The organism is Bradyrhizobium sp. SZCCHNR1053 (assembly GCF_032381235.1).
Lineage (GTDB): Bacteria > Pseudomonadota > Alphaproteobacteria > Rhizobiales > Xanthobacteraceae > Bradyrhizobium.
This window is the reverse complement of sequence record NZ_JAUHJM010000003.1, coordinates 206,599-233,149: the sequence shown is the minus strand read 5'-3', so window position 1 is coordinate 233,149 and position 26,551 is coordinate 206,599. Positions and strand designations below refer to the sequence as shown.

The 26,551-nt window shown below is 65.8% G+C and carries 21 protein-coding genes; 17 read left to right on the top strand and 4 right to left on the bottom strand.

Features of this window, described 5'->3' with window-relative positions; genetic code table 11:
* Positions 1–17: 17 nt before the first annotated feature.
* Complete coding sequence (locus QX051_RS10190) at positions 18–1,139, bottom strand: hypothetical protein (protein WP_315776007.1); 1,122 nt, start codon at positions 1,137–1,139, stop codon at positions 18–20.
* A 570-nt stretch (positions 1,140–1,709) separates the two neighbouring features.
* On the opposite strand from QX051_RS10190, the gene QX051_RS10185 reads away from it, so the two are divergent.
* The 9 genes from QX051_RS10185 (at position 1,710) to QX051_RS10145 (ending at position 12,263) form a co-directional block, all read left to right on the top strand.
* Positions 1,710–3,275: an ABC transporter ATP-binding protein gene (locus QX051_RS10185; protein ID WP_315776006.1), complete on the top strand. Its 1,566-nt coding sequence runs from the start codon at positions 1,710–1,712 to the stop codon at positions 3,273–3,275.
* Positions 3,259–4,350, top strand: a complete 1,092-nt coding sequence (locus QX051_RS10180) for an ABC transporter permease (protein ID WP_315776005.1) — start codon at positions 3,259–3,261, stop codon at positions 4,348–4,350. Before QX051_RS10185 ends, QX051_RS10180 begins: the two co-directional genes overlap by 17 nt.
* Positions 4,337–5,254 carry an ABC transporter permease gene (locus QX051_RS10175; protein WP_315738536.1) on the top strand — a complete coding sequence of 306 codons (918 nt, stop codon included), beginning with the start codon at positions 4,337–4,339 and terminating at the stop codon, positions 5,252–5,254. Before QX051_RS10180 ends, QX051_RS10175 begins: the two co-directional genes overlap by 14 nt.
* Before the next feature lie 81 nt (positions 5,255–5,335).
* Positions 5,336–6,415: a BMP family ABC transporter substrate-binding protein gene (locus QX051_RS10170; RefSeq protein ID WP_315776004.1), complete on the top strand. Its 1,080-nt coding sequence runs from the start codon at positions 5,336–5,338 to the stop codon at positions 6,413–6,415.
* 203 nt (positions 6,416–6,618) lie between these two features.
* A complete protein-coding gene (locus tag QX051_RS10165) occupies positions 6,619–8,217 on the top strand; it encodes an ABC transporter substrate-binding protein (RefSeq protein ID WP_315776003.1) in 1,599 nt (532 codons plus the stop codon).
* A 91-nt stretch (positions 8,218–8,308) separates the two neighbouring features.
* On the top strand, positions 8,309–9,319 hold the full coding sequence (locus QX051_RS10160; RefSeq protein WP_315738539.1) for an ABC transporter permease subunit: 1,011 nt from the start codon (positions 8,309–8,311) through the stop codon (positions 9,317–9,319).
* Entirely contained in the window at positions 9,316–10,227 is a 912-nt protein-coding gene (locus QX051_RS10155) for an ABC transporter permease subunit (protein ID WP_315776002.1), read from the top strand. The genes QX051_RS10160 and QX051_RS10155 overlap by 4 nt, the downstream gene beginning before the upstream one ends.
* A 27-nt stretch (positions 10,228–10,254) precedes the next feature.
* On the top strand, positions 10,255–11,289 hold the full coding sequence (locus QX051_RS10150) for an ABC transporter ATP-binding protein (RefSeq protein WP_315776001.1): 1,035 nt from the start codon (positions 10,255–10,257) through the stop codon (positions 11,287–11,289).
* The gene (locus QX051_RS10145) at positions 11,286–12,263 is read left to right on the top strand and encodes a peptide ABC transporter ATP-binding protein (RefSeq protein ID WP_315776000.1); all 978 of its coding nucleotides are present in this window, start codon (positions 11,286–11,288) and stop codon (positions 12,261–12,263) included. Before QX051_RS10150 ends, QX051_RS10145 begins: the two co-directional genes overlap by 4 nt.
* Before the next feature lie 9 nt (positions 12,264–12,272).
* On the opposite strand, the gene QX051_RS10140 is transcribed toward QX051_RS10145, so the two are convergent.
* Positions 12,273–13,619 carry an 8-oxoguanine deaminase gene (locus tag QX051_RS10140; RefSeq protein ID WP_315775999.1) on the bottom strand — a complete coding sequence of 449 codons (1,347 nt, stop codon included), beginning with the start codon at positions 13,617–13,619 and terminating at the stop codon, positions 12,273–12,275.
* A gap of 140 nt (positions 13,620–13,759) precedes the next feature.
* Here QX051_RS10140 and QX051_RS10135 point away from each other — a divergent pair, with 140 nt between their 5' ends.
* Complete coding sequence (locus tag QX051_RS10135; RefSeq protein ID WP_315775998.1) at positions 13,760–14,587, top strand: FAD binding domain-containing protein; 828 nt, start codon at positions 13,760–13,762, stop codon at positions 14,585–14,587.
* Positions 14,584–17,298, top strand: coding sequence for a molybdopterin-dependent oxidoreductase (locus tag QX051_RS10130; protein WP_315775997.1), 2,715 nt, complete (start codon positions 14,584–14,586; stop codon positions 17,296–17,298). Before QX051_RS10135 ends, QX051_RS10130 begins: the two co-directional genes overlap by 4 nt.
* A 116-nt stretch (positions 17,299–17,414) precedes the next feature.
* On the opposite strand, the gene QX051_RS10125 is transcribed toward QX051_RS10130, so the two are convergent.
* On the bottom strand, positions 17,415–17,726 hold the full coding sequence (locus QX051_RS10125) for a hypothetical protein (protein WP_315775996.1): 312 nt from the start codon (positions 17,724–17,726) through the stop codon (positions 17,415–17,417).
* Positions 17,727–17,925: 199 nt separating this feature from the next.
* On the opposite strand from QX051_RS10125, the gene QX051_RS10120 reads away from it, so the two are divergent.
* The 3 genes from QX051_RS10120 to QX051_RS10110 all read left to right on the top strand — a co-directional run bounded on the left by QX051_RS10120 (position 17,926) and on the right by QX051_RS10110 (position 20,215).
* The gene (locus tag QX051_RS10120) at positions 17,926–19,110 is read left to right on the top strand and encodes a urate hydroxylase PuuD (RefSeq protein WP_315775995.1); all 1,185 of its coding nucleotides are present in this window, start codon (positions 17,926–17,928) and stop codon (positions 19,108–19,110) included.
* Between the two features lie 519 nt (positions 19,111–19,629).
* Entirely contained in the window at positions 19,630–19,929 is a 300-nt protein-coding gene (locus QX051_RS10115) for a hypothetical protein (protein ID WP_315775993.1), read from the top strand.
* On the top strand, positions 19,892–20,215 hold the full coding sequence (locus tag QX051_RS10110) for a hypothetical protein (protein WP_315775991.1): 324 nt from the start codon (positions 19,892–19,894) through the stop codon (positions 20,213–20,215). Before QX051_RS10115 ends, QX051_RS10110 begins: the two co-directional genes overlap by 38 nt.
* Before the next feature lie 24 nt (positions 20,216–20,239).
* Here the strand turns inward: QX051_RS10110 and QX051_RS10105 are convergent, their stop codons facing one another.
* Positions 20,240–20,878, bottom strand: coding sequence for a TetR/AcrR family transcriptional regulator (locus QX051_RS10105; RefSeq protein WP_315755360.1), 639 nt, complete (start codon positions 20,876–20,878; stop codon positions 20,240–20,242).
* A 315-nt stretch (positions 20,879–21,193) separates the two neighbouring features.
* Between QX051_RS10105 and QX051_RS10100 the strand changes: the two genes are divergently transcribed.
* The 3 genes from QX051_RS10100 to QX051_RS10090 are packed head-to-tail and all read left to right on the top strand — an operon-like array spanning position 21,194 to position 26,462.
* The gene (locus QX051_RS10100; RefSeq protein WP_315775990.1) at positions 21,194–22,315 is read left to right on the top strand and encodes an efflux RND transporter periplasmic adaptor subunit; all 1,122 of its coding nucleotides are present in this window, start codon (positions 21,194–21,196) and stop codon (positions 22,313–22,315) included.
* On the top strand, positions 22,312–23,388 hold the full coding sequence (locus tag QX051_RS10095; RefSeq protein WP_315775989.1) for an efflux RND transporter periplasmic adaptor subunit: 1,077 nt from the start codon (positions 22,312–22,314) through the stop codon (positions 23,386–23,388). Before QX051_RS10100 ends, QX051_RS10095 begins: the two co-directional genes overlap by 4 nt.
* Positions 23,385–26,462, top strand: coding sequence for an efflux RND transporter permease subunit (locus tag QX051_RS10090; RefSeq protein ID WP_315775988.1), 3,078 nt, complete (start codon positions 23,385–23,387; stop codon positions 26,460–26,462). The genes QX051_RS10095 and QX051_RS10090 overlap by 4 nt, the downstream gene beginning before the upstream one ends.
* Positions 26,463–26,551: the final 89 nt, after the last annotated feature.

Sequence of the window (26,551 nt, the reverse complement as noted above, 5' to 3'; positions counted from 1 at the left end):
GAGTGCTTCGATCCGTATCAGAACTTCACGGTCACGCCCGAGTAGAGCGACGACTCGGTGCAAGCGCCCGTGGCGACGCGAGTGCCGCCGCCACCGGCGACGGAACAGCCGACCGCGTTGTTGTGGTCGAGGCCGAACTTGTTCTGCCAGTAGCGATAGGCCACCCAGACGTCGATCATGTGGCTCTGCTTCTCACCCCACATCGCCTTCGACGCATCGAAGGTCAGGCGGATCGGCTCGGAGTTGAACTCGACCTTGGTCGGATAGACGCCGTTCGCGACGCTGGCCGGGAGCGGCTCGGTATCGGTGCCCTTCTTGCCGTACCAGCCGGCGCGACCCGAGATCGAGAAGAACTGCATGCTCTCAGGCAGGAAACCGAGATCCATGTAGTAGTTGGTCTCGACCGCCCAGGTTGGCTTGAACGAGGTGTTGCCGTCGGAGATGCAGGGGTTCGACCAGCCGGCGCCGCACTGCGAGAACGAGTTGTGGTTGGCGAACTCCCAGTACATCAAGGGAGCGACGTTGAAGTAGCCCTTGTAAGGCAGGTTGAACGCGAACTGCAGACCGGCGACGACGTCACGCTTGGCCGCGCCGAAGTAGCGGTTCTCGGTATTGGCATCCATGCCCACTTCGAACGAGATGTTCTGCAGCGGCCCCACCGTGAAGGCCTTGGTGTTGAAGATCTGGTTCCAGCCGAAGGTCGAGCGGAACAGGCCGTAGATCTCGGTCGCACCGGCGCAGCTCGCCGGCGTGAACGCGAAGCCCGCGTTGGGCGAGACGATGCCGCCGGTCTGCGTGCAGGGCCCCGCCGGGTCGTTGTGGTCCGACTTGAACAGCGAGATCGTGAAGAAGTTGGTGCCGTAACCCCAGACGTCGAAATGGGTGAACGAATAGACCTGCTTGGCGGTCTTGGCGTTGAACGTGCCGTTGCCGTTGACGCTCCACGCACCAGGCTGGCTGGCATCGAAGATGTAGGAGTAGCTGACGCGATTATCGACGACGAGGAAGAACGGCACCTCGGCCGGAGCCTTCTTCGCGATCGCCTTGGCGGGCAGGTCAGCAGCCCCTGCGACACCGACTGAGCTAAGCGCTACCGCGCCCAGCGCGACGGCCGCCGCGATTGTTTGACGTAACGACATTCAGAACACCCCCAGTTGACAAGCGCCGATTCCCGACTTGCATGCACAGTTGCGCCGTTCCACCGGCTGGAGAAGCCTCAACTTTCTCCAGGACTTGCCCGCAGTTTGATCAAGGTTCCGCCGTATTGCAGCAGCGACGACAGCAGACGCAGGCCTGAACATGGGACGATTGGCCGCGGCCTCGATGCTCCCAAATTCCGATCTTGCCGCTTCACATTGCAGAAGTTTTTCCGAAAGCCCCCGCGTGGCCTTCCGCGCGCTTTCGCGAGCAAGCCTGGGCGCAAGCGCGCCCCTGACGCGTATTGGATGACGCTGCTCATCCAACGTGCAGCTTGCCGCGGCGGATCGATTTCCGGCCAGTGTCTCAAAAGTGCCACAGCGCTTTATCGATCACAGCTGATTGCAGCGTACGCTGCTTGCAACCAAGGGCGCGCTGCATTCGCCGATCGCCGCGCGATGGGCGCTTGGACAAGAGTTGGGCAGAGGATGGCGCTTTTCGCCTCTTACGCGCCGCGGAAAATTAGATCACAATTGAGGCATCTTCGTTCCCCTGCCCCCACGACGCAGCAAATGCCTGAACCCGCGCCGGCCGATCCGAACCCTATGCCTCCGCTCCTGCAGACGATCGGGTTGACCAAGCGCTATGGCGACTTCCTTGCCAACGACGAGATCGACATCGAGATCCGGCCACGCGAGATACACGCTTTGCTCGGCGAGAACGGTGCCGGCAAGTCGACGCTGGTGAAGACGATCTACGGACTGGTGCAGCCGAGCGCCGGTGAGTTGCGCTGGCAGGGTGTGCCCATCAAGCTGTCCGGCCCGGCCGAGGCGCGATCTCTCGGCATAGGCATGGTGTTTCAGCATTTCTCCCTGTTCGACAACCTCACCGTGGCTGAGAACGTGGCGCTCGGGCTCGACGGCAAAGAGCCATTCAAGGCCATGTCAGCGCGGCTCGCGGACGTCGCGCGCGACTACGGACTGCCGCTCGATCCGAAGCGCGAGGTCTGGCAATTGTCGGTCGGCGAGCGGCAGCGCATCGAGATCGTGCGGGCGCTGATGCAGAGTCCGAAATTCCTCATCCTGGACGAGCCCACCGCCGTGTTGACGCCGCAGGAGGCCGACCAGCTGTTCGTCGTGCTGGAGCGACTGAAAGCAGAAGGCCGCGCCATCCTCTACATCAGCCACAAGCTCGAGGAGGTGAAGCGGCTGTGCGACACCGCCACCATCCTGCGCAGCGGCAGGAAGGTCGCGACCTGCAATCCGAAGCTGGAGACGGCTGCCTCGCTGGCCCGCATGATGGTGGGGACCGAGATCAAGGAAGTGAAGCCGCCGGCCAAGCGGCGCACCACCGTGCCGCGCCTGGTCGTCAATGATCTCACCCTCGCCCCCAGCGAGCTGCATGGCGTGGGCCTCAAGAACATTTCCTTCGAGCTGAAGGGCGGCGAGATCCTCGGCATTGCCGGTGTCGCCGGCAACGGCCAGGACGAGCTATTTGCTGCGCTGTCCGGCGAACGCCTCGTCAAGGAGCCCGGCACGATCATCATCGAGGGCCTCGCTTGCGGCAATCTCTCGATCAGCCAGCGCCGCAAGATGGGAGCCGCCTTCGTGCCGGAGGAGCGGCTGGGGCACGGCACCGCCCCGCGGATGAAGCTGTCGGAGAATGCGCTGCTGACGGGACACGCGGCCAGCGACATGGTCCGGCACGGCTTCATCAACGCGGCAGCGACGCTGCGGACCGTCGATCGCACCACCGAGACATTCGATGTCCGCAAGGCGAAGCGCGATCCGGAAGCGGCGAGCCTGTCCGGCGGCAATCTGCAGAAGTTCGTCGTCGGCCGCGAGATCCTGCGCACGCCGGCGGTGCTGGTCGTCAACCAGCCGACCTGGGGCGTCGACGCCGGCGCCGCCGCGATCATCCGCCAAGCGCTGATCGATCTCGCCAGCGCGGGCGCTGCCGTCCTCGTGACCAGCCAGGACCTCGACGAACTCATCGAGATCGCCGACCGCATCGCCGTGATGTTTCACGGGCAGCTTTCGAAGGCGCTGCCACGCGCGGAGGCGACGCGCGAAAAGCTCGGCCTGTTGATGGGCGGCGCCAGCATCGAGAAGGAGGCCGCGCATGCAGCTCGTGCTTGAGAAGCGCGCCGAGCGCTCGCGCATCATTGCGCTGGTTTCGCCGCTGATCGCGATCGCGCTGACGCTCGTCACCATGAGCGTGCTGTTCGCCGTGCTCGGTAAGAACCCGATCACTGCGCTCGGCGTCTACTTCATCGCGCCGCTCACCGACGGGTATTCGCTGCAGGAGATCGCGGTGAAGGCCACGCCGCTGGTGATGATCGCGATCGGCCTGTCGCTGTGCTACCTCGCCAACGCCTGGAACATCGGTGCCGAGGGCCAGTTCCTGATCGGCGCCGTGGCCGGCAGCTGGATCGCGGTGAAGACGCAGGGCACCGAGGCGGGACACTGGGTGCTGCCGGCAATGCTGGTCGCAGGTGCCGCGGCCGGCGCCCTCTATGCGCTGATCCCGGCGCTGTGTCGCGTCAAGTTCGGCGCCAGCGAGATCCTCACCAGCCTGATGCTGGTCTACGTCGCCGATCTCCTGCTCGACTATCTCGTCCGCGGCCCCTGGCGCGACCCCGCCGGCTTCAACTTCCCCACAACGGCGGAGTTCGATCCGGTCGCGACCGTACCCGTGCTGATCGAGGGCGGACGCCTGCATCTCGGCAGCATCATCGCGCTGATTGTCGTTGCCGGCGCCTTCGTGCTGCTCGAGCGCACCATCAAGGGGTTCGAGATCCGAGTCGTGGGCGTGGCGCCGCGTGCGGCACGGTTCGGCGGCTTCAATGCGAACCAGCTCATCCTTCTGACGTTCGCCGTGTCGGGCGCATTGGCCGGTCTCGCAGGGATCATCGAGGTGGCGGGCCCCATCGGACATCTGCAGCCCGGCATCTCGCCGGGCTATGGTTTCACCGCGATCATCGTGGCCTTTCTCGGGCGGCTCAACCCGGTTGGAATATTCATTGCAGGGCTTTTCCTCGCGTTGACGTTCATTGGCGGCGAGCAGGCCCAGATCACGATGAAGATTCCACTCGATGTGACCAAGGTGTTCCAGGGCATCCTGCTGTTCTACGTGCTCGCCTGCGATTCGCTCATCCTCTACCGTTTCAAGCTCGTCTTGGCCGCGCGGCAGGTGCAAAGTGGTGCTGGTTGAAGCAATCATCCTGTCGGTGCTCGCCGCCTCGACGCCGCTGCTGCTGGCGGCCACCGGTGAGCTGGTCACCGAGCGCTCGGGTGTCCTCAATCTCGGCGTCGAGGGCATGATGATCGTCGGCGCGGCCTGCGGCTTCGGTGGGGCCTGGCTGTCCGGCTCGATCATCGTCGGCGCGCTGTGCGGCATCGTCGCCGGCATGCTGATGTCCTTGATCTTCGCGTTCATGACCCTTGGCCTCGCCGTGAACCAGGTGGCGACGGGCCTCGCGCTGACCATCCTCGGCATCGGTCTGTCCGGCCTGATCGGCGCGCGCTTCGTCGGCGAGCGCATCAGCACCGCGCCGCACCTCTCCATCCCCGGCCTCAGCGACATCCCGCTGGTCGGCCGTATCGTGTTCGGCGAGGACGCGTTCGTCTATCTGTCGCTTGCCTTGATCATCGCCGTCTGGTGGTTCCTGTACCGCACCCGTGCCGGCCTGGTGCTGCGCGCCTGCGGCGACAACCATGTCTCCGCCCACGCGCTCGGCTATCCCGTGCTGCGCATCCGTTTGCTCGCGGTGTTGTTCGGCGGCGGCTGCGCCGGGCTTGCCGGCGCCTATCTGCCGCTCGCCTACACGCCGTTCTTCATTCCCGGCATGACCGCGGGGCGCGGCTGGATCGCGCTGGCGCTGGTCGTGTTCGCATCCTGGCGGCCGGGCCGCCTCGTCATCGGCGCCTATCTGTTCGGTGCGGTGACGATCCTGCAGCTGCATGCGCAAGGCGCCGGCGTCGGCATCCCCTCGCAGTTCATGTCGGCGCTGCCGTACCTCGCCACCGTGATCGTCCTGGTGCTGCTGTCGCGCGCCCGCACCGGCGGCTCCACCGCGCCGGCGGCGCTGGGGACGGTGTTCGTGCCGGATCGCTGAAGCAATCATCCGGAGCGCCAGCGATGGGGCGCGACGCTCTGGCTCACGAGGTTTCCCCCCGACTGTTTGGAGATATTGACGATGATGAAAAGGCTTCTGGGGGCTGCCGCCGCGTTGGTGCTGGCGGGAAGCATCGCCGGCGTGGCGCACGCCGCCGACAAGCTGAAGATCGGCTTCATCTACCTCGGGCCGATCGGCGACCTCGGCTGGACCTATCAGCATGAGCTCGCGCGCCAGGCGCTAGTGAAGGAGCTCGGTGACAAGATCGAGACGACCTATCTCGAGAATGTGCCGGAAGGACCCGACTCCGAGCGCGCCATCGAGCAGTTGGTCCGCGCCGGCAACAAGCTGATCTTCACGACCTCGTTCGGCTACATGGATCCGACCCTGAAGGTCGCCAAGAAATATCCCAACGTGCATTTCGAGCACGCCACCGGCTACAAGCGCGACAAGAACATGTCGACCTATTCGGCGCGCTGGTATCAGGGCCGCTACATCCAGGGCATCATCGCCGGCAAGATGTCGAAGGCCGGCGTGCTCGGCTATATCGGCTCGTTCCCGATCCCGGAGGTTATCTCTGGCATCAACGCCACGATCATCGGCGCGCAGACGGTCAACCCGAACATCAAGGTTAAGATCATCTGGGCCAACACCTGGTTCGACCCGGGCAAAGAAGCCGACGCCGCCAAGGCGCTGATCGACCAGGGCGCCGACATCATCATGCAGCACACCGACAGCCCGGCCGCGATGCAGATCGCAGCCGAGCGCGGCAAGCTCGCCTTCGGCCAGGACTCCGAGATGATCAAGTTCGGCCCCAAGGCGCAGCTCACCTCGATCCTCGACACCTGGGGCCCCTACTACATCGCGCGCGTCAAGGCCGAGCTCGACGGCACCTGGAAGTCGGAGGACACCTGGGGCGGCCTCGATTCCAAGATCTTCGAGATGGCGCCCTACACCAACGTGCCCGATGACGTGAAGAAGCTGGCGGAGGAGACCCAGGCGGCGATCACCGCCGGCAAGCTGCACCCGTTCAAGTGCCCGGTGCTCGGCCAGGACGGCAAGGAGATCGAGTGCAAGGGCGGCGACCATCTCGCCGACGGCCAGATCCTCGGCATGAACTTCTACGTCAAGGGCATCGACGACAAGGTGCCGGGCAAGTAATCAAGCTGGAGCTGCCGATCACCCTGCGGCTCTGCTGCGGCAGGGTGATCGGTGCTCACATTTGAGTTGGACCTTTTGTTACGACGGATGATGAGGTAGATCGTTACCCGAATGCATCGTGTGGTACGGCCGCATCGTCTGGGTCGAGTCCAATGATGCTCCACCTTGCGATGCCTTGACAGCCGTAACCGGGAGTTCCAACTGTGAACAGATCTATCCTGCTCGTTGCCGTCTGCACGTCGGCGCTACTGACGACTCCAGCCGCTTTCGCCAAGACGCTGGTTTTCTGCTCGGAAGGCAGCCCGGAGAACTTCTATCCCGGTGTCAACACAACTGGGACATCGTTCGATGGCAATGAGCCAATCTACAACCGCATCGTCGAGTTCGAGCGCGGCAGCACGCAAGTCGTGCCAGGTCTCGCCGAAACATGGACGATCTCGCCCGACGGCACCACCTACACGTTCAACCTCCGCAAGGGCGTGAAGTGGCATTCGACCTCCAAGTCGTTCAAGCCGACACGCGACTTCAATGCCGACGACATTCTGTTCTCGATCGAGCGGCAATGGAAGGAGGATAATCCCTATTTCAAGGTGACGAGCCCGAACCATTCGTATTTCGGCGACATGGCGATGCCGAAACTTTTGAAGTCGGTCGAGAAGATCGACGATTATACGATCAAGGTGACCCTCAATCAGCCGGAAGCCCCTTTCCTCGCGGATCTCGCGATGCCGTTCGCCGCGATCCAGTCGAAGGAATATGCCGACGCGATGCTGAAGGCCGGTACGCCCGAGAAAATCGACCAGGATCCGATCGGCACTGGTCCATTCTACCTCGTACAGTATCAAAAGGACGCCGTGATCCGGTACAAGGCGTTTCCCCAATATTGGGGCGGCAAGGCCAAGATCGACGACCTCGTCTATGCGATCACGCCGGATGCATCCGTTCGCTGGGCCAAGCTGCAGAAGGGCGAATGCGACGTGATGCCCTATCCGAACCCGGCCGACATCGACACGATCAGAAAGGACCCGAACGTCACCGTGCTGGAGCAGCCGGGCCTCAACGTTGGGTATCTCGCCTTCAACACGCAGAAGAAGCCGTTCGATGACGTGCGCGTGCGTAAAGCGCTCAGCATGGCGATCAACAAGCAGGCGATCATCGACGCGGTCTATTTGTCGACCGGCATCGCGGCAAAGAACCCGATCCCGCCGTCGATGTGGTCCTACAACGACGCCGTCAAGGACGATCCCTATGACCCCGACGCGGCCAAGAAGCTTCTCGCCGATGCCGGATTCCCGAACGGCCTGGAGACCGATCTGTGGGCCATGCCGGTGCAGCGTCCCTACAATCCGAATGCCAAGCGCATCGCCGAGCTGATGCAGGCCGATCTCGCCAAGATCGGCGTCAAGGCCGAGATCAAGTCGTTCGAATGGGGCGAATACCGCAAGCGGCTGCAGGCCGGCGAGCACCAGATGGGCATGTACGGCTGGACCGGCGACAACGGCGATCCCGATAACTTCCTGCACACCTTGCTGGGCTGTGCTTCGGCGGCGGGATCGGGGTCGAACATCGCAAAGTTCTGCTACAAGCCGTTCGACGAACTGGTCGTAAAGGCCAAGACCGTCAGCGACCAGGCCGAGCGTGCCAAGCTCTACGAACAGGCCCAGGTGGTCTTCAAGGAGCAGGCACCGTGGTTCACGATCGCGCATGCGGTGCAGTTGAAGCCTGTCAGCAAACGCGTGATCGACTTCAAGCTATCGCCGTTCGGACGCCACAGCTTCTATGGCGTCGACGTCAGGGATTAGCGGACCTCAGGGCGAAGCAGCTTTCGCTGCTTCGCCGCTTCCGCTTCGCTGCCTCCCGAAGACCTTCCGGGGAAAGTTGACAGAGCTCTGCATGTTGCGGTTCGTCTTTACCCGGCTGAGCCTCGTGGTCCCGACCTTCATCGGCATCACGTTGCTCGTGTTCGTGCTGATCCGCCTCATCCCCGGCGACCCTATCGAAACCATGGCCGGCGAGCGCGGCATCGATCCCGCCCGCCTCGCGCAATTGCGCAAGGATTACGGTTTCGATCAGCCCGTGCTGGTCCAGTATGGCCTCTATCTGTCGCGGCTGGCGCACGGAGATTTCGGCCGCTCGATCGTCACCCATGAGCCGGTGATTGCCGAATTCCAGACCTTGTTCCCCGCGACGGTCGAACTGTCGGTCTGCGCGATCCTGTTTGCGCTGTGCGTGGGGCTGCCGGCCGGCATCATCGCCGCGGTCAGGCGCAATTCGATCTTCGATCACGGCGTGATGGGGATCTCGCTCACCGGCTATTCGATGCCGATTTTCTGGTGGGGACTGCTGCTGATCCTGCTGTTTTCGGTGCAGCTCGGATGGACGCCGGTGTCGGGCCGGATCGCGGTGCAGTATTTCATCGAGCCGGTGACCGGCTTCCTGCTGATCGATACGCTCCTGGCCGGTGATGTCGGCGCGTTTCGTTCGGCCCTGTCGCATCTCGTCCTGCCGACGATCGTGCTCGGCACGGTACCGCTCGCGGTGATCGCCCGCATGACGCGATCGGCCATGCTGGAGGTCCTCGGCGAGGACTACATCCGCACCGCCCGCGCCAAGGGGCTGCCGCCGTTCCGCGTGATCGCGATTCACGCCTTGCGCAATGCGCTGATCCCGGTGGTGACGGTGATCGGGTTGCAGGTCGGCGTACTGTTCACCGGCGCCATCCTTACCGAAACCATCTTTTCCTGGCCGGGCGTGGGCAAATGGCTGATCGAGGGCATCAACCGCCGCGACTATCCGGTGCTGCAGGGCGGCACGCTGCTGATCGGCGCGATCGTCATGACCGTCAATCTGCTGGTTGATATCGCCTATGGGCTGATCAATCCCCGCATCCGGTACACGCGATGAGCGCCGAGAACCTCCCAACCCGCATCGTTGTCGCGCAAGCGGACGCGCCACCGTCTCCATTGCTGGAGTTCTGGCAAGACTTCCGGAAAAATGCCGGGGCCGTCGCGGGCCTGGTCGTCATCGCGGTCCTGATCCTGCTCGCGCTGTCGGCCGATGTCGTCGCGCCGCATTCGCCTGTGCTCACCGACAATGCGGCGTTCCTGAAGCCTCCCTTCTGGCAACAGGGTGGATCGCTGTCCTATCCGCTCGGCACCGACGCGATCGGGCGCGATATTCTGTCCCGTCTCATCCACGGCGCGCGGCTGTCGCTTCTGATCGGCATCGCGGTGGTGACGTTGTCGGTGATATCGGGCACGATTCTCGGCCTGATCGCCGGTTTTTTCCGCGGCGTGACCGAGGTCGCGATCATGCGGCTGATGGACATCACGTTGACGCTGCCGAGCCTTCTGCTCGCGATCGTCATCGTCGCGATCCTCGGGCCGGGCCTGATGAATGCCATGCTGGCTGTCGCGATCGTGCTGCTGCCGCACTACGTGCGGATCGCGCGTGCCGCCGTGATCAGCGAGGTCTCGAAGGACTACGTCATCGCGGCCAAGGTCGCGGGCGCCGGCCGGCTCCGCCTGATGTTCAAGGAGGTACTGCCGAACTGCGCGGCGCCGCTGATCGTGCAGGCGACGCTCGGAATTTCCACCGCGATCCTGGACGCGGCTGCGCTCGGCTTTCTCGGTCTCGGCGCGCAACCGCCCCTGCCCGAATGGGGAACCATGCTGGCGGACGCGCGCGAATTCGTGCTGCGGGCCTGGTGGGTCGTCACGCTGCCGGGCCTGGCGATCCTGCTGACCGTGCTGGCCTTCAACCTGCTCGGTGACGGGCTGCGCGACGCGCTTGATCCCAAGCTCAAACGATAATCTGCGCAAGAGAGTGAAGGCGATCCGATGCCGCTTCTCGAGATCGAAAATCTGTCGGTCGCATTTCCATCGCGGAACGGGATGGTCCGTGCCGTGGATGGCGCCAGCATCGCGCTCGACAAAGGCGAGGTGCTGGGCATCGTCGGCGAGTCCGGATCCGGCAAGAGCGTCGGCATGCTGGCCCTGATGGGACTGGTGCCCTACCCCGGCCAAGTCCAGGCCGACAAAATGTTGTTCGAGGGACGGGATCTGCAGACCCTGTCCGACCGCGAGCGGCGCGCCCTCACCGGCAAGGACGTCGCGATGATCTTCCAGGAGCCGACGACGTCGCTCAACCCGTCGTTCACGATCGGCTATCAGCTGGCCGAGACGCTGCGCATTCACGAGGGGATGAACCGCAAGGCCGCGCGGCGGCGGGTGATCGAGCTGCTGGAGCAGGTCGGCATTCCCGCCGCCGAGAGCCGGCTGTCGTCCTATCCGCACCAGCTCTCGGGCGGCATGAACCAGCGCGTCATGATCGCGATGGCGATCGCCTGCAATCCGAAGCTCCTGATTGCCGACGAGCCGACGACGGCGCTCGATGTCACCATCCAGGCCCAGATCCTGGATTTGCTGCTGTCGCTACAGCGCGACCGCGGCATGGCGCTGATCCTCATCACCCACAACATGGGCGTGGTATCAGACACGACCGAGCGCGTCGCGGTGATGTATGCGGGGCAGATCATGGAGCAACGCCCGACCTCGAGCCTGTTCGCCTCGCCCCAGCATCCCTATACGGCAGCTCTGCTGGCGGCGCGCCCGGAAGCGAGCGACGGGAGACGGCTCGCCACCATCCCTGGCGTGGTGCCCGGAGCTTACGACCGGCCGCCCGGGTGCCTGTTCAGCCCGCGTTGCATCTATGCGACGCCGCTGACCGATGCGGTGCGTCCCGAGTTGCGTCCCTGGAGCGATGGCCTGGTGCGTTGTCATTACCCACTCGGCGATCCCACGCGCGAAGAGCGAATCGAGGCCGACCGGCATAGCGCCGGTGCGCCGAGCCAGGCCCACGAGGCCCTGTCATGACGGCGCTCGTCACCGCGGACGGTCTCAAGCGCAGCTACGAGGTCAAGCAGGGCCTGTTCCGCGCCCCGGCGCATCTGCAGGCGGTCGGCGGCGTGTCCTTTGCCATTGAGGCCGGCAAGACGCTGGCGGTCGTCGGCGAATCCGGTTGCGGCAAATCGACTCTCGCGCGACTGGTCACACTCATTGAGAATCCGGACGCCGGCACGCTCATGCTCGACGGCCTCGACGCCGTCGATCCTCCGGCCGGCGCCGCGAGGACCTTGCGGCGTACCGTGCAGATCGTGTTTCAAAATCCATATGGCTCGCTCAACCCGCGCAAGCGCGTCGGCGCCATCCTCGAGGAGCCGCTGATCATCAACACCGACCTCACCAAGCAGGAGCGGCGCGCGCAGGCGCTCGACATGATGGCGAAGGTCGGGCTGCGTCCGGAGCATCATGGCCGCTATCCGCACATGTTCTCCGGCGGCCAGCGGCAGCGCATCGCGATCGCGCGCGCCCTGATGTTGCGGCCGAAGCTCTTGGTCGCCGACGAGCCGGTCTCCGCGCTCGATATGTCGGTGCAGGCGCAGGTGCTCAACCTGCTGGCCGATCTGCAGCGTGAGCTGGGGCTCGCTTATCTCTTCATCTCGCACGACCTCGGTGTTGTCAGGCACATCGCCGACGACGTGCTGATCATGTATCTGGGACTGGTCATGGAGCACGGGCCGAAGGAGCGCATTTTCGCGCGGCCACTTCATCCCTATGCGCAGGCCCTGGTCGACGCCACGCCGGGCCTAGGCCGCAAACGTCAGCGGATCGTGCCCAAGGGCGAGTTGCCGTCGCCGCTCGACCCACCGGCCGGCTGCGTGTTTTCGACCCGCTGTCCCCATGTGACGGATCTCTGCCGCGCGCAGCGCCCGCCGCTGCGCCCGCTCGACGGCCGCCTCGTCGCCTGCCATTACGCCGAGCGCTTCCTGGACCCACAGCCGGCCTGACAATCGTCTTCACCCCGCCTGCATCTGAGCTGCCGCCGCGCTGTGGCGCCGGATCAGCCGGGTGACATCGAGCCCCGGAATGGCGCCGTCGATCACGGTCCAGCGGCCGCCGACCATCACGCGATCGGCACGGTGCGCGCCACACAGCACCAGCGCGGCGATCGGATCCCCTGAACCCGAGAAGCGCAGCTCGTCGAGCTTGAACAGTGCGAGGTCGGCGGCCTTGCCGACCGCAATCTCGCCGAGCTCGGGCCGGCCGACGCAGGCGGCCGAGCCCTTCGTCGCCCAGCGCAGCGCATCCTTGTGGCTGATCCGGCTAACGCCGTAGCGCGCCCGCTGCAGCAGGAAAGCGGAGCGCACCTCCTGCATCAGGTTGGAGCCGTCGTTCGACGCCGAGCCGTCGACGCCGAGGCCGATCCCGACGCCCGCCTCCTCCATCTCGCACACCGGGCAGCAGCCGGAGGCGAGCAACTGGTTCGAGCAGGCGCAGTGCGTGATCGTCGTCCTCGCCTTGCCGAGCCGCTTCATCTCCTCGGCATTGAAGAAGATGCCGTGCGCAAGCCAGGTGCGCGGACCAAGCCAACCCTGCTTTTCGAGATAGTCCAGCGGACGACAGCCGAACATCGCCTCGCAGAAGCGGTTCTCATCCTCGGTCTCGGCGAGATGCGTGTGCAGCCGCACGTCGAGCTTGTCGGCGAGCGCAGCCGTCTTCTGCATCAGCGATCCCGTCACCGAGAACGGCGAGCACGGCGCCAGCGCGATCTGCACCATCGCATCCGGCCCGCGCTCGTGATAGGTGGCGACCACGCGCTCGCTGTCGGCGAGGATGGTGTCCTCGTCCTGCACCACGCTGTCCGGCGGCAGACCGCCGTCGCGCTCGGACAAGTTCATCGAGCCGCGAGTCAATAGCACCCGAATGCCGAGCCGCTTCGCCACCGCGACCTCGATGCCAACTGCATCTTCGAGCCCGGCGGGGAAGACGTAGTGATGATCTGTCGTGGTCGTACAACCCGACAGCATCAGCTCGGCCATCGCGACCGTGACCGCCGCATCCAGTGCCTCCGGCGTCAGCTTCGCCCAGATCGGATAGAGCGCCTTCAGCCAGGGGAACAGCTCGCGGTCCATCGCGGCCGGCAGCGCGCGCGTCAGCGTCTGGTAGAAGTGATGATGGGTATTGATCAGCCCGGGGATCACGACATGCGCGCTGGCATCATAGGTCGCCGCATCAGCGGTGGCCGGCTCGGCACCGGCAGACACCAGCTCGACGATGCGGCCGTCCTTGACGACGACACCGCGCGCAGCATCCTCGGCGAGAATGGCGAGCGGGTCCTTGATCCAGATCGGCGTCGTGCTCATGGCTGCCTCGTCTCGTTGATTGGGCGTTTGCGTGTGCCGGTAACTTGCAAGCGGAAGGCCAGCGTCATCCTATTGCCAGTTGGCGCTGGTCTTGCAAGGATTCCACCCGCGATAGGCTGCGCCCACGAGCTGGCATCACCATGGATCTGAACACCATCACGGAGGTCGTGCGCCCGAGAACGCGGGCCGAGCTGCCCAGCTGGCAGGCAGGCGATGCCTGGCTGGCCGGCGGCACGTGGCTGTTCTCCGAACCGCAGGCGCAGCTGTCGCGGCTGATCGATCTCAGCGAGCTCGCCTGGCCGCCACTCACCATCAGCGATCAGGGCCTGGGCATCGCCGCGACCTGCAGCGTCGCCGCGCTGGACGCGCTGCCCTGCCCGGCCGACTGGATCGCGGCGCCCCTGATCGATCAATGCTGCCGCGCGTTCCTCGCTTCCTTCAAGATCTGGAAGACGGCGACCGTCGGCGGCAATCTCTGCATGTCGCTGCCGGCCGGGCCGATGATCTCGCTGCTCGCCGCGCTCGAGGGCGTCTGCACGATCTGGAGGAGTGACGGCAGCGAGCAGCGCATAAGGGTCACCGACTTCGTCACCGGCAACAACAGCAACGTGCTCGCGCCTGGAGACCTGTTGCGCCAGATCGACATTCCGCTGCCCGCGCTCAAGCGCCGCACCGCCTTCCGCCAGATCGCACTCACTCCGGTCGGACGCTCCGGCGCGCTGCTGATCGGAACCTCGGGCCGCAACGGCGACCTGCTGCTCACCGTAACCGGATCGACCGTCAAGCCGCTGCAGCTGCGCTTTGCCAGCATGCCCGACGCAACCTTGCTGCGCGCGAGCATCTTCGGCGACATCCCCGATACGTCGTATCATGATGATGTTCATGGCAAGCCCGCCTGGCGCAAGGCAATGACCCTGCGCCTCGCCGAGGAGATTCGCGCCGAGCTCGCTGGCGGCGCGCGGCCATGAGCGTGATCGTCGATGGCAAGGAAGTCGATGCTGCCCCGCGCCCCGGACAGTGCCTGCGGACCTTTCTGCGCGACGCCGGCCATTTCGGCGTCAAGAAGGGCTGCGACGCCGGTGATTGCGGCGCCTGCACCGTGCTGCTCGATGGCGAGCCGGTGCACAGCTGCCTGATCCCCGCCTTTCGCGCCGAGGGCAAGGCGGTCACGACTGTCGAAGGTCTCGCCGCCGATGACGGTCTGCATCCGATGCAGCAGGCCTTCCTCGATGCGCAGGCGTTCCAATGCGGCTTCTGCACCGCAGGCATGATCGTCACCTGCGCCTCGCTGAATCAGGCGCAGGTGAAGGATCTCGGCGCGGCGCTGAAGGGCAATCTGTGCCGCTGCACCGGTTATCGCGCCATCGAGGACGCGCTGCTCGGCCTCACCCATGTCGAGGATGTCACGGCCGGCGAAGCCTTCGGACGCAGCCTGCCGGCCCCCGCCGGCCCCGACGTCGTGCGCGGCCGGGCACGCTACACCTTCGACACGACGGTCGAAGGCCTGCTGCACGTCAAGCTCGCGCGCTCGCCGCATGCGCATGCGCGCATCGCCGCCATCGACAAGAGGGCTGCGCTGGCCGTGCCCGGCGTGCATGCCGTGCTGACGCATGAGGATGCGCCGGCGACGCTGTTCTCCACCGCGCGCCATGAGCAGGCCTGGATGGATCCGGCCGACACCCGCGTGCTCGACGACGTCGTCCGCTTCATCGGCCAGAAGGTCGCCGCAGTGGTCGCCGACAGCGAAGCCGCCGCCGAGGAAGGTTGCCGACGCCTCGTCGTCGACTACGAGATCCTGCCTGCCGTGGTCGATCCCGAAGCCGCGATCGCGCCCGGCGCGCCCGTCATTCACGCCGGCCGCACAGCTGCGCATCGCATCGCGGACGTCAGCCGCAACATCGTCGCCGAGACCCACGGCGAGCTTGGCAACGTCACCGCCGCGCTCGCGTCTGCCGCCGCGACCTATGAGGGCACCTTCACCACGCAGCGGGTGCAGCACGCCGCCCTGGAAACGCACGGCGGTCTCGCCTGGCTCGACGACCACGGCGTGCTCACCGTCCGTTCCAGCACGCAAGTGCCGTTCCTGACACGGCGGGCGCTGTGCGAAATCTTCGACCTGCCTTCCGACCAGGTCCGCGTGTTCTGCGAGCGCGTCGGCGGCGGCTTCGGCGGCAAACAGGAGATGTTCGTCGAGGATATCCTCGCGCTCGCCGCGCTGAAGACCAACCGTCCCGTCAAGCTCGAATTCACCCGAGAGGAGCAGTTCATCGCGACCTCGACGCGACATCCGATGCGTGTCACGGTCAAAGCGGGCGCCGACAGCGACGGCAAGCTGACCGCGCTGCAGCTCGATGTAGTCTCCAACACCGGCGCTTACGGCAATCACGCCGGGCCCGTGCTGTTCCATGCCTGCGGCGAGTCGATCTCGGTCTACAATTGTCCCAACAAAAAGGTCGACGCGATCGCCGTCTACACCAACACGGTGCCGGCCGGCGCCTATCGCGGCTACGGCCTGCCGCAAACCACCTTCGCGGTCGAAGCCGCAATCGACGAGCTCGCGCGGCAGCTCGGCATCGACGCTGTCGAGATGCGACGCCGCAATATCGTCAGGCCCGGCGATCCCATGCTGGCGCCGCCGGCATCGGAGCACAGCGACGTGCTGTACGGCTCCTACGGGCTCGACCAGTGCCTCGATCTGGTCGAGCGCGCGATGGCCGAGACGACGCCGACGCCGGAGCTGTCGGCCGAGTGGCTGACGGGCGATGGCATCGCGCTGACGATGATCGATACGGTGCCGCCTGACGGCCACTTCGCCGACGCCGCCATCAGCCTGCGCGACGACGGCGGCTTCGTGCTCACCGTCGGCACCGCCGAGTTCGGCAATGGCACCAGCACCGTGCATCGCCAGATCGCGGCGACCGTGCTCGGCACCACGCCCGACCGCATCACCCTCGAGCAGTCCGACACCGCCCATGGCGGCCACGACACCGGCGCCTACGGCTCGACCGGCACGTTCGTGGCCGGCCGCGCCACGCAGGCCGCGGCGGAGGCGCTCGCCGAGACGCTCAAGCGCTTCGCCGCCGATCATTGGAACCTGGATCCGGACGGCTGCCGGATCGCTGACAATGCGATCAGTTGCGGCGCTCGGCGCCTGTCCTTTTCCGAGATTGCCAAGCTCAGCGGATCGCCGCTCACGGCAAGCGGCAACTCGCAGGGCACGCCGCGCTCGGTCGCGTTCAACGTCCAGGGCTTTCGCGTCGCCGTGAACAAGCACACCGGCGTGGTCAAGATCCTCAAGAGCGTGCAGGCCGCGGATGCTGGCCGCGTCGCCAATCCGATGCAGTGCCGCGGCCAGATCGAGGGCGGCGTCGCGCAGTCGCTGGGTGCTGCGCTCTACGAGGAGATCGTGATCGACGAGACGGGCCGCGTGATCAATCCGCGCTTCCGCGACTACCATGTGCCGTCCTATGCCGACGTGCCGCGCACCGAAGTGCTGTTTGCCGACACCAGCGATACGATCGGCCCATTGGGGGCGAAGTCGATGAGCGAGAGCCCCTACAATCCGGTCGCCGCCGCGCTCGGCAACGCGCTGCGCGCCGCCACCGGCATCCGCTTCACCGCCGTGCCGTTCAAGCCGGACCGGCTGTTTCCGCAGTTGCAGGAGACATTCGGCGAATGAGCCAATGATGGCGGCGATCCGGGGACGCGCATGAGCGAGACATTTCGTCCGGTCGACGAGCGTCCGGCGGCCATCAGCTCCTCTGCGCAGCACGTCCGAGGTGGGAGATGGCCGCGCTAGGGCTTCGACCGGCGATCGTAGGACCAGCCGAACAGGCCGCTTCGCTCGGTCTCGGGCTCCGGCTCGGCTGCCGGAGCAGATTGCGTCGGCTGCGCGGCCGCCTGTGGCGCGGCAGGCGCGACCGGCTTTGGAATGGTCTCGCACTTCATCGAATAGACCAGCTTGCCGTCCTCGGTGCGCCCGATCGGCGCGCAGGCATCGGCGCGCCTGGCGGCTGCCGGCTTTGGCGCGGGCGCTGTCTGCGCCAAGGCGGATTGCACCAAGGCGGGCTGCGCCATCACCAGAATGATCAGGACCGGTCTCTTCATCGCGTCCGCCATGCGTCGTTACCGGATGCATTGAACGCAATCGCGCGGTCGATGTCCACCAGATCAAGCGCGCATGAAGGCCTGTCTCCTGTGCACGGCCTGCCAAAGCGATGCGCTGGAAATCACACGGGATCGATGCAACAGATGGGGCGCAGGCGGCCGTCCTTCGGCGCGTGCTGCACAAGGAGATGAGCGCACGATGTGGGCCTCGATCATATCGGAATGGCTGAGCCTGATCTTCCGCTGGCTGCACGTGGTCGCGGCGGTGGCGTGGATCGGGAGTTCGTTCTACTTCATCGCGCTCGATCTCAGCCTGAAGCCGCGTGAGGGCCTGCCGACGGGCGTGATGGGCGAAGCCTGGCAGGTCCATGGCGGCGGCTTCTACCACATCGTCAAATATCTGGTGGCGCCGGCGCAGATGCCGAGCGAGCTGACTTGGTTCAAATGGGAGGCCTACACCACCTGGCTGTCCGGCTTCGTGCTGATGATCGTGGTGTATTATCTCAACGCCGACCTGTTCCTGGTCGACAAGTCGATCCTCGATCTCACGCCCGTTCAGGCCGGCCTGTTCAGCTTCGGCTCGCTGGCGATGGCGTGGCTGCTGTACGAGGGCGCCTGCCGCAGCGGCCTTGCCAGGCACGAGCTGCCGTTCGCGATCGGCGGCTACATCTTCCTCGTCGCGCTCACCTACGCCTTCACCCACGTGCTGAGCGGCCGCGGCGCCTTCAATCAGATCGGCGCGATCATCGGCACCATCATGGTCGCCAACGTGATCGCGGTGATCATCCCCAACCAGAAGAAGATCGTTGCCGCGTTGCTCGCAGGTCAGGCTCCGGACCCCAGGCTCGGCAAGACCGGCAAGGAGCGCTCGGTCCACAACAACTATCTGACCCTGCCGGTCGTGGTGCTGATGATCAGCAATCACTATCCGCTGCTGTTCGGCACCCGCTACAATTGGGCGATCGTCGCCATCGTGCTTGCGCTCGGGCCGGTGATCCGCCACTTCTTCAACGCGCGTCACCAGGGTCATCCGTCGCCATGGTGGGTGTGGGGCGTTGCGGCCGCGGGCATGATCGGCATCCTGCTGTTGTCCGCGGCGGGCCCTCGCGACGCCAAGACGACGATGAGCGCGCCGCCAACATTCGCGCAGGTCGAGGAGATCGTGACCTCCCGCTGCAGCATGTGCCACGCCGCCGAGCCCGTATGGGACGGCATCGTCGCAGCCCCCAAGGGCGTGCGGCTCGACACCGCCGACAACATCCAGCGCAATGCACGGCTGATCGCGCGCAACGCCGCGTGGTCGAGCGCCATGCCGCCCGGCAACATCACCGAGATCACCGGCGAGGAGCGCGCCGTGCTCGCGGCGTGGGTGGGCGCGCAATAGCCGCTCACCTTCACTGTCCTCTTCACCTGTCAAACAGCTCGTTCGCCGAGCCCACGCACCCGCGCGAGCTCATGCGCCCTGGCAACGGTTCGACTTTCAATCATCGCGGTTCTCTAGGAGAAGACGTGCCACGGCGCTCCGCGGCGCGATCGGCCCGGGTTGCGTATATCGTTCGCCCTCACGGGCGCGGGACATGTTCTCGGCGCGCAACAAGCACTCGACCCATCGTTCCGGCATTCGCCGACAACGCAGCCGTCGGCTCGGTCATTGCGCGACGGCGTGCTTGCAGATGCTCGCTTCGGTTCCCCACGACGCATGCGTGAAGCCGACGCTGGGACAACCGGATTTTCACAACGCGCAGTTGAGCTGCGATCCGAGCAACGACGATTGAGTTGGAGCGCATCCGATTGTCGTCATGACCTTGCGGCAAAATTTACCACCCATTGGGACGCGGCTTGGCTGCAGAAAACATGGCGCTAGAGTGGCGCCCACAATCAGCTATCAGCGAAACGCTCCATCATGTCGATCTCCGTCAAAGGCCGGCTGGCCATTGTCGCGCTCATCGCGCTTGCCTGCTTCGCAAGCTCGGTGCTGAAGCTCTATCTGGGGCTGCTGTGCATCTCGCTGCTCGTGAGCTTTGCCGTGGTCGGCGTCGTGGCCCGGCTGGTCGAAGGGATCGCCAGCAAACGCAATCGGAGCGGCGAGCAGCGGCTGGCCCATCGCCGCGATCGCCCTGCTCTCGTCGAGGGCCCGCAGCCGCTGTCGATGACGACGATGGATCATGTCGACACGCCATCGCCGGCGGGGCCCGCGCGATGAGCGGGATGCATACGGCCGCGCCGGCCTCGTCGTTCCGTCTGATCTGCAGCATCGTCGGCGGCACCGAACGACCCTCGCGGTCGTCGATCATCCGTCTCGCGATCGAGCGCTGAAGGACTGGCATTATCGGACACCGGAGACTGGCAAATGGTGCTACGAGTTCGACCGCTGGAACGGCGAGGACCAGATCATCCTCTCGGCCAAGCCGATCGAGGACACAACGACGCCGCGCTCGGTGGCGATCCATCGGAAAAGGAGCGAGTGGCCGTTCAGGTCGCCGCACTGATCGCGTCGATACGGCGTCTGTACCTCACCCCTTCGGCCGCTTCCGCTTCGCCTCCAGCGCCGTGAGATAGGTTGCCATCATCTCCGGCAGCGCGGCGACCACGACGTCGCGACTGCACGGATCCTGCTCGCGCGTGAACAGCAGGGTACCGAGCACGACGGCATCGAGCGTGGTGGCCGCCTGTTGGCCCAGTTCGTCGCCGAGCCTGGCGCGCATGACGCGGTCGATGAGGGCCCTGAACTCGGCATGCATGGTCTGATCGTGCAGATCCAGCGTCGCCAGCGCATCTGGATGGCGAACGAAGTAGCGAATCGCCCAGCCTATCAACTGCTCGATGACCTGCGGCGGCGACATCGCTGCCCATTCCGCATCGCTTCGCTGCAGCACGCGATCGAACGCCGGCTGCAGCTCGGCATCGTGACGCTCGGCGAGCGCGTCGAGCATCTGCTCCTTGTCACGGAAGAAGTGATAGACCGAGCCGATCGACGCGCCGGCGCGCTGGGCTGCGGCGTGCATGCCGACGGCGCCGATCCCGGCCTCGGCGATGATGGCGGCTGCCGCGTCGAGCAACTGCTCGCGGCGCTCACGGCCGCGCGCCTGGCGGGGCGCACGAGCCGCAGTGCGCGCGGGGTCATTCAGGTCGGTCGCAGCTTTCCGTCGCACGTTCGCGTCTTGCCTTCGTTCATCGCGGCGGCAGCGATGCCGATGTCCCAACAGGAGCGCCCGACAAGCCGCATAGGGGTAATTGGAAACCGCCACGAGAATGTTACTAGACGATATATTCTAGATTTGATTGTCTAATTCACGCACTGTCAAGAGGATGGTGTTCAACTCTCGCGTGAACCTGCTTCCTTGCAACGGCGGGCGGCTGAGCGAATTCTGCGGGCTGCTTACGACCAACAGGCGCTTCTGATCCGGCGTGCATGCGCGGCGGGACAGGGACGACCGTCACCACCCAACCGGGCCGAAGATACGACCATGTCTCCATTCGCAGGATTCCCCTTCCTTCGGGCGTCGGGCTCACGCCTACTGGCCGTGGCCGGCTGTGCTGCCATTGGCCTGCTGCTGGCCGGCTGCGAGCAGAAGACGGCCGCAACGGCGCCGCCATCCCGGCTGGTGCGGACCGAGGTGGTCAAGCTGTCGGAGCGGCGGCAATCGATCACGCTGACCGGCGACGTCCAGGCGCGCGTGCTCGCGGACCTGTCGTTCCGGGTCAGTGGCCGCGTCACCGAGCGGCTGGTCGAGGTCGGCGCGCACGTCAAGGCCGGCCAGTTGCTGGCCAAGATCGACCCGGCCGAGCAGCAGGCCGATCTCGATTCCGCGGAGGCCGCCGTGACGGCTGCGGAGTCGCAGGTCAAGGTCGCGACCTCCAACTTCAACCGGCAGCAGACCTTGTTGTCGAGCGGCTTCACGACACGGGCGACCTTCGACCAGGCCCAGGAGACGCTGCGCACGGCGGAGGGTTCGCTGGAGTCCGCCAAGGCGCAGCTGGGCACGGCCAAGGACGCCCTGACCTATACCGAGCTGCGCGCCGATGCCGACGGCACCATCACCGCGCGCAACATCGAGGTCGGCCAGGTTGCCCAGGCCGCGCAGTCGGTGTTCACGCTGGCCCATGACGGCGCCCGCGACGCCGTGATTGACGTCTACGAGGCCGCGCTGTCGCTCAAGTTCGACGACAGCAAGGTGGCGCTTTCGCTACTGTCGGATCCCTCGGTCACCGCCAAGGGCACGGTGCGCGAGGTCTCGCCGACCATCGATCCGAAGTCCGGCACGGTCCGCGTCAAGATCGCGATCGAGACTCCGCCACCTGAGATGACCCTCGGCAGCGCCGTCAGCGCCACCGGCTTCATCAAGCCGGAGCAGCGCATCGTGCTGCCATGGAGCGCGCTGACGGCCGCAGGCAAGACGCCGGCGGTCTGGCTGGTCAATGCCGCCGACAAGTCCGTGTCGCTGAAGCCGATCACGATCGAGGATTACGAGACCGGCGCGATTGTCGTCTCGGCCGGATTGAAGCCCGGCGATCGCGTCGTGACCGATGGCGGCAAACTGCTCAGCGTCGGACAACAGATCACATTCAACGAGGAGAAGCGGTCGTGATGACGCCGATGCGTTGTGTTCTTCCGCTCGGCGCGCTCGCCCTGCTCGCCGGCTGCAACGAGCAGGCCGCTGCCCCCGAGCCGGTCCGGCCTGTGCTGTCGATGAAGATCGAGCCGCAGGCGGCTAACGGCTCGGCCGTCACCGGCACGATCGAGCCGCGCTACAAGTCTGATCTGAGCTTCCGAGTCCTTGGACGGCTGATCTCGCGTCCCGTTTTCGTCGGCGACATGGTCAAGCAGGACCAGGTGGTGGCGGCGATCGATCCCGCCGCGCTCGAGCTTGCGGTGCGGGCGGCTGCCGCCGAGGTCTCGCGCAGCCAGGCACAATTGACCAACGCAACGGGGACCGAAGGCCGGCAGCGCACCTTGCTGGAAACCGACGCCACCACCAAGGCGACCTTGGAGAGCGCGGAGCAGTCGCGTGCAGCCGCCCAGGCCTCCGTCGTCAAGGCGCAGTCCAACCTCGCCAAGGCGCGCGAGCAGCTCGGCTACGCGCAGCTCAAGGCTGATTTCGCCGGCATCGTCACCGCGGTCGGCGCGGAAGTCGGACAGGTCGTCTCGCCGGGCGTGAGCGTCGTCACCATCGCGCGGCCCGACGTCCGCGAAGCCGTCATCGATGTCGGCGACGACATCGCCGGCGGCCTGCAGGCCGGCACGCCGTTCACCGTGCGGCTCCAGGTCGATCCCGGCGTCAGCGCGGCAGGCAAGGTCCGCGAGATCGCGCCGCGCGCCGATGCAACCACGCGCACGCGCCGCATCCGCATCACGCTCGACAACCCGCCGGAGATCATGCGCCTCGGCACCACCGTGACCGCCACGCTGGACACCGAGCAGAAGACCGTCATCCGGCTGCCGCGCTCGGCGGTGCTGGAGCAGAACGACAAGAGCTTCGTCTGGCTGGTCGATGCGGCGAGCAAGACCGTCAAGCGACAGGAAATCACGATCGCCAGGAACGAGGACGGCAGCGTCCGCGTCACCGGCGGCCTCGACGCCGGGCAGCGTGTCGTCACCGCCGGCGTGCACAGTCTCAAGGATGGCCAGTCCGTCCGCATCGATCAGGAATCTCAGCCGTGAAGTCCTTCAACCTCTCCGACTGGGCGCTCGAGCACCGCTCGCTCGTCTGGTATTTCATGATCGCGTTCATGGCCGCGGGTCTCTACTCCTACCTGCATCTCGGCCGTGAGGAGGATCCGTCATTCACCATCAAGACGATGCTGATCCAGGCCAAGTGGCCCGGCGCCTCCGCCGAGGAGATGACACGCCAGGTCACCGACCGCATCGAGAAGAAGCTCGAGGAGCTGCCGGCGCTCGACTATACCAAGAGCCTGACCGTGCCCGGCCAAACCACCGTGTTCGTCAACCTGCGCGACACGACCAAGGCGCGCGATGTCGTTCCGACCTGGCTGCAGGTGCGCAACCTGATCAACGACATCAAGGGCGACTTTCCGTCCGGTGTGATCGGGCCGGGATTCAACGACCGCTTCGGCGACGTGTTCGGCAACATCTACGCCTTCACCAGCGACGGGCTGAGCCAGCGCCAGCTCCGTGACCGCGTCGAAGAGGTCCGCGCCAAGGTGCTGACCGTGCCCAATGTCGGCCGCGTCGACATCGTCGGCGCGCAGAACGAGGTGATCTATCTCGAATTCTCGCCGCGCAAGGTGGCCGCGCTCGGCATCGACCAGCGCACCATCCTGACCGCGCTGCAGGCGCAGAACGCGGTGTCGCCGTCCGGCGTGCTGCAGGCCGGCCCCGAGCGCGTCGCCGTGCGCGTCTCCGGCCAGTTCACCTCCGAGGAAAGCCTCAAGGCGATCAACCTGCGCATCAACGACCGCTTCTTTCCGCTCACCGACGTCGCCACCATCACCCGCGGCTATGAGGACCCGCCGACGTCGCTGTTCCGCTTCAACGGCCAGCCGGCGATCGGGCTTGCCATCGGCATGAAGGCGGGCGCCAACCTGCTCGACTTCGGCGAGGCGCTGAAGGAGGAGATGGCGAAGGTCGTGGCCGACCTGCCGGTCGGCGTCGGCGTGCATCTCGTCTCGGACCAGCCCAAGATCGTCGAGGAAGCCGTCGGCGGCTTCACCAAGGCACTGTACGAAGCCGTCATCATCGTGCTGGCGATCAGCTTCGTCAGCCTCGGCGTGCGCGCGGGCCTCGTCGTCGCGATCTCGATCCCGCTGGTGCTCGCGATCACCTTCCTGTTCATGAACTACACGGGCATATCCCTGCAGCGCATCTCGCTGGGCGCGCTGATCATCGCGCTCGGCCTCCTGGTCGACGACGCCATGATCGCGGTCGAGATGATGGTGGCGCGGCTCGAAGTGGGCGACAGCCTGCGCAAGGCAGCGACCTATGTCTACACCTCGACCGCGTTCCCGATGCTGACGGGAACGCTGGTCACGGTCGCCGGCTTCATTCCGATCGGCCTCAACAACAGCGCCGCCGGCGAGTTCACCTTCACGCTGTTCGTCGTGATCGCGGTGTCGCTGGTCGTGTCGTGGATCGTCGCCGTGCTGTTCACGCCGCTGCTCGGCGTCACCATTCTGCCAGCGACCTTGCCGAGTCATCATGCCGAAGGCGGCCGGCTGACGCGGATCTTCCGCGCCATGCTCAATGCCTGCATGCGGCACCGCTGGACCACGATCATCGCCACGGTGCTGATCTTCGGCCTCTCCGTGTTCGGCATGCGCTTCGTGCAGCAGCAGTTCTTCCCCTCCTCCGACCGCAATGAGCTCGTCATCGACTTCAACCTGCCGCAGAACTCCTCGATCGCCGAGACCAATGCGCAGATGGCGCAGTTCGAGCAGGAGGCGCTGAAGGGCGATCCCGACATCGACCATTGGTCGACCTATGTCGGCTCCGGCGCGCAGCGCTTCGTGCTGTCGTTCGACGTGCAGCCGGCCGACGTGTCGTTCGGCCAGATCATCATCGTCACCAAGAGCCTCGAGGCGCGCGACCGTGCCCGCGCCAAGCTGCAGGCCTATCTGACCAAGACGTTCCCCGGCACCGACGCCTATGTGCATCTGCTCGACATCGGCCCGCCGGTCGGCCGCCCGGTGCAGTATCGCGTCAGCGGGCCCGATGTGGCCAAGGTGCGCGAGATCGCGCAGGAATTGGCCGGCGTCCTGCGCGGCAACAGCCATCTCGGGGCCGTCATCTTCGACTGGATGGAGCCGGCGCGCGTCGTGAAAGTCGACGTGCTGCAGGACAAGGCGCGCCAGCTCGGCGTCACCTCGGAGGACATCGCCAACGCGCTGAACGGCGTGCTCGACGGCACCTCGATCACCCAGGTGCGCGACGACATCTATCTGATCGACGTTCGCGGCCGCGCCCAGGCCAAGGAACGACAGTCGCTGGAGACGCTGCGCGATCTGCAGCTGTCCGGATCGAACGGCCAGTCGATCCCGCTCGCGGCGCTGGCGACCCTGCGCTACCAGATCGAGCAGCCGGAGATCTGGCGCCGCTCGCGGCAGCCGACGCTGACCCTGAAGGCCAGCGTGATCGATCAGGTGCAGCCCAACACGGTCGTCGATCAGCTCAAGCCGGCGATCGCGGCCTTCGACGCCAAGCTTCCGGCCGGCTACAAGGTCGTCACCGGCGGCAGCGTCGAGGAGAGCGCCAAGAGCCAGGCGCCGATCATCGCGGTCGTCCCGATCATGCTGTTCACGATGGCGACCATCCTGATGCTGCAGCTGCAGAGCTTCCAGCGTCTGTTCCTGGTGTTCGCGGTGGCGCCGCTGGCCCTGATCGGCGTCGTCGCGGCGCTGCTGCCGAGCGGCGCGCCGCTCGGCTTCGTCGCCATCCTCGGCGTGCTGGCGCTGATCGGCATCCTGATCCGCAACTCGGTGATCCTGATCGTGCAGATCGAGCATCTGCGCGACGAGGGTCGGCCGCCGTGGGAGGCCGTGATGGAAGCGACCGAGCACCGCATGCGGCCGATCATGCTGACGGCGGCCGCAGCCTCGCTGGCGCTGATCCCGATCGCGCGCGAGGTGTTCTGGGGCCCGATGGCCTATGCGATGATGGGCGGCATCATCGTCGGCACCGTGCTGACCTTGCTGTTCCTGCCGGCGCTCTACGTCGCCTGGTTCCGCATCAAGGCGCCGGACAACACCGCGGCTCCGGAGGCCACGCCGCACGGCGCGTAAGACGCCGAATGGCGGGGAATCGCAGATAATTGCATGGGATAAGCCGTCCGCGTGGGTTAAACGCCACGCGGCGGCCGGTTAGATTCGGC

What these genes read in the sequence shown, in the direction of transcription:
- QX051_RS10190 (WP_315776007.1), bottom strand. Translation starts at nt 1,139, where the DNA reads ATGTCGTTACGTCAAACAATCGCGGCGGCCGTCGCGCTGGGCGCGGTA.
- QX051_RS10185 (WP_315776006.1), top strand. Translation starts at nt 1,710, where the DNA reads ATGCCTGAACCCGCGCCGGCCGATCCGAACCCTATGCCTCCGCTCCTG.
- QX051_RS10180 (WP_315776005.1), top strand. Translation starts at nt 3,259, where the DNA reads ATGCAGCTCGTGCTTGAGAAGCGCGCCGAGCGCTCGCGCATCATTGCG.
- QX051_RS10170 (WP_315776004.1), top strand. Translation starts at nt 5,336, where the DNA reads ATGATGAAAAGGCTTCTGGGGGCTGCCGCCGCGTTGGTGCTGGCGGGA.
- QX051_RS10160 (WP_315738539.1), top strand. Translation starts at nt 8,309, where the DNA reads ATGTTGCGGTTCGTCTTTACCCGGCTGAGCCTCGTGGTCCCGACCTTC.
- QX051_RS10155 (WP_315776002.1), top strand. Translation starts at nt 9,316, where the DNA reads ATGAGCGCCGAGAACCTCCCAACCCGCATCGTTGTCGCGCAAGCGGAC.
- QX051_RS10150 (WP_315776001.1), top strand. Translation starts at nt 10,255, where the DNA reads ATGCCGCTTCTCGAGATCGAAAATCTGTCGGTCGCATTTCCATCGCGG.
- QX051_RS10145 (WP_315776000.1), top strand. Translation starts at nt 11,286, where the DNA reads ATGACGGCGCTCGTCACCGCGGACGGTCTCAAGCGCAGCTACGAGGTC.
- QX051_RS10140 (WP_315775999.1), bottom strand. Translation starts at nt 13,619, where the DNA reads ATGAGCACGACGCCGATCTGGATCAAGGACCCGCTCGCCATTCTCGCC.
- QX051_RS10135 (WP_315775998.1), top strand. Translation starts at nt 13,760, where the DNA reads ATGGATCTGAACACCATCACGGAGGTCGTGCGCCCGAGAACGCGGGCC.
- QX051_RS10130 (WP_315775997.1), top strand. Translation starts at nt 14,584, where the DNA reads ATGAGCGTGATCGTCGATGGCAAGGAAGTCGATGCTGCCCCGCGCCCC.
- QX051_RS10125 (WP_315775996.1), bottom strand. Translation starts at nt 17,726, where the DNA reads ATGAAGAGACCGGTCCTGATCATTCTGGTGATGGCGCAGCCCGCCTTG.
- QX051_RS10120 (WP_315775995.1), top strand. Translation starts at nt 17,926, where the DNA reads ATGTGGGCCTCGATCATATCGGAATGGCTGAGCCTGATCTTCCGCTGG.
- QX051_RS10115 (WP_315775993.1), top strand. Translation starts at nt 19,630, where the DNA reads ATGTCGATCTCCGTCAAAGGCCGGCTGGCCATTGTCGCGCTCATCGCG.
- QX051_RS10110 (WP_315775991.1), top strand. Translation starts at nt 19,892, where the DNA reads ATGTCGACACGCCATCGCCGGCGGGGCCCGCGCGATGAGCGGGATGCA.
- QX051_RS10100 (WP_315775990.1), top strand. Translation starts at nt 21,194, where the DNA reads ATGTCTCCATTCGCAGGATTCCCCTTCCTTCGGGCGTCGGGCTCACGC.